The organism is Halomonas sp. MES3-P3E, assembly GCF_002836035.1.
GTDB lineage: Bacteria > Pseudomonadota > Gammaproteobacteria > Pseudomonadales > Halomonadaceae > Vreelandella > Vreelandella arctica.
The window spans coordinates 1-2,579 of sequence record NZ_PJBT01000078.1; the positions used below are offsets into that span (position 1 = coordinate 1).

3 protein-coding genes are annotated in these 2,579 nt (G+C 57.3%); 2 read left to right on the top strand and 1 reads right to left on the bottom strand.

Translation table 11 applies throughout. The annotated features are described in order from the left end of the window. Positions 1-769, bottom strand: a 769-nt coding sequence (locus CXF87_RS11800) for an integrase (protein ID WP_232774904.1), incomplete at its 3' end; no start/stop codon positions are given. 195 nt (positions 770-964) lie between these two features. Here CXF87_RS11800 and CXF87_RS11805 point away from each other — a divergent pair. Both CXF87_RS11805 and CXF87_RS11810 read left to right on the top strand, forming a co-directional pair. Then, the gene (locus tag CXF87_RS11805; protein WP_023659525.1) at positions 965-2,020 is read left to right on the top strand and encodes a DNA-binding protein; all 1,056 of its coding nucleotides are present in this window, start codon (positions 965-967) and stop codon (positions 2,018-2,020) included. Positions 2,021-2,090: 70 nt separating this feature from the next. Further along, on the top strand, positions 2,091-2,480 hold the full coding sequence (locus CXF87_RS11810; protein ID WP_008295667.1) for a YkvA family protein: 390 nt from the start codon (positions 2,091-2,093) through the stop codon (positions 2,478-2,480). Positions 2,481-2,579: the final 99 nt, after the last annotated feature.

Consider the following 2,579-nt stretch of genomic DNA (forward strand, 5'->3'; position numbering starts at 1 on the left):
CGCAGGTTTCCCCGAGCGCCTTCAGGATACGGTTCACTGACCCGCCTGAGAGGGCTTGGGGTTGCAACCGATCCCAGCGATTGACGGCTCGAAAGACGGGTCCTTCGTGAATGCCCGCGCGCTTTAGCCAGTTTTCGAGGGCACTGACCGGGCAGACCGGCCCGTTGCCCCGAGGCAGGGCCCGCTTTAGCCCCTCACCGTGAGGATCCGTTTTCGAGCGCGGCAGAGTCACCACAAGCCCTTCCGGCTCCCACGACAAATCCTCCACTTCAATAGTCACCAACTCACTGCGGCGAAACGCCCCAAAAAAACCGACCTGCAGCAGGGCCCAGTCGCGATGCTTCTTGAGCGAGTCAGGCTGCTGCTGGAGTGTTTGCAGAAAGACGGCAATGTGTTCGAGGCGCAGCGCCCGGGCTTGCCGTTTCGGCCGACCATGGACGCGACGAATCCCTTCCAACGTTTTGCGCACGCCAGGGTCCCGAGCGGGATCACGCAATCCCTGAGTCTGGTGCCAGCGCCCCAGGGCCGTCAGGTAGACATCCAGCGTGCGAGGATTAAGCGCGACTGCCTGGTCGGACAGGTAGGCCGCCAAGGTCGCCGGCTGTGTCGGTAGACGTCCGCCCCAGCGCTCAAAGCTTCGAATGGCCGCACGGTAGGTTCGGCGCGTGTTGTCCGTGGTGGCCATGTGGATGTACCGATTAGCCGAATCGGCTAACAGGGTCTTTTCCGTATTACGTAATGTGGACCTGGTGGTGGGTTTTGGATCCATGATCACTCCAATTCGAGGCGTGCTCTCAAGAGCCGGTGGTGTACCGGTGTTACAGGGGCAGAATAGAGCAGACCACACTCTAACGCACGTTAATACGCTTTAACGTGCGTTATGGGTCTTAAATTAACTTTGTTAATTATCTCATAAATAACGTAATATTACATATCACGTTATATGATAAAAATGAGGCATGTCATGGCCCGCGCCGGAATTACCTACCAGGATGTCGCCAACGCTGCGCAACGCGTCCGCCAACGCGGTGACGAGCCCACTGTCGACCGGGTGCGATCGGAGCTCGGTACCGGCAGTCGCAGCACTCTCGGGCCAATGCTGAAACGTTGGAAAACAGGCAGCGAAGCCGCAGCGGATCTGAACGGACTCCCGGCTGACTTGGTGGCCGCCGTGAAAGCCCTGCATGAGCGAGCTCAATACGCGGCCGATGAACGTATTACGCAGGAGCGCGAAGCGCACCAGACGCTGGAACAGCAATGGCGCACCGAGCTGGAAGAGGTGCGGCAGCGGTGCGAGTCACTGGAAGAGCAACGCTGCGGGCTGGAGAAGGCCAATGAAGCGCTTCGCAACGAAAGCGATGCCCAGGCCCACGCTCTGCAACAGGAACAGCACCGGGCGGCCTCACTCACGTCCAAACTGGAGGCAAGTCAGGAGAAACTCAGTGAGACCACTGCAACCGTCCAAGAGATGAAGCAGGAAAACCGCGATATCCGCAGCCATTTCGAGCACTACCAGCAGGAGATTGCCGAGGATCGCCGTCATGAACGGGACCAGTTCCACAGGACCCAGTCAGGGCTGGAGGGTCAGGTGGATCAGCTGACGCAGCAGCTCCGCTCCAGCGAACAGGACCGCGACACGCTGAGACAACATCGCGACCAAATAAACCAGCGCTATGAGGCCAGTCAGGATCACGCTGAAAACTTGAAAGAAAAGTTGCACGCGAGCCAGGCCGTCATAACACAATGGGCAACGCGAACAGAAACGCTGGAAGCGACAGTCGACCGCCTCCAGCTGGAGCGAGATAGCGACGCCGAACACCGGGAGAAGCTTGGTGCGGCCCTAACGGATTCTGAAAAACATCTCGCGGCCTGCCAGCAGCGGATCTCCGACCTCAGAGAGCGCGTGGCAGCGGCTGACGACCGAAACCAGTTCCTCAACGATCAGAATCGCGAATTACTGCAGGAAAAAGCTGTCCTCCAGGGTCAGTTGAAACAACTACAAACAAGCCTGGCTAAATAGCCCGCTATTGTCTCGGCCTGATCATCCCTGAGAGTTGCGAGTAATGCCAATCGCGCAAGGAGAAGTTTAGATGTCTACCGTGACCTTTGGCAGGCTGCGAGCTGCGGCAAAACGCATTCAGCATGATGCGCTGACGGTTTATTTTGTGGCGCGAGACTCGAATACCCCCATAGTCGTTCGGCTGCTTGCGCTCGCAATCGCAGCGTACGCCATGAGTCCAATTGATCTCATTCCGGACTTCATACCGATCCTGGGCTATCTTGACGACATTATCTTGGTCCCGCTGGGCATCGTCCTTGTCATCAAGCTGACGCCATCGAATGTGATAGAAGCGAGTCGCTCGAAAGCAGCTAAAGTGGCAACCAAGCCGATCAGCCACGTTGCGGCCGCAGTCGTTATTGGCACATGGCTTTTATGTGCCGCGGCTTTTGGCTACTGGGTGTGGGAATACGGCAGGTAACGCATCGTCTGCACGCGATGAAATAGTTAATTTAGGGCTTGTAAAACAGATGGTTAATGCGCTTTTTGGAGGATTTCGTCAGAATCGTTGCCGACCCTC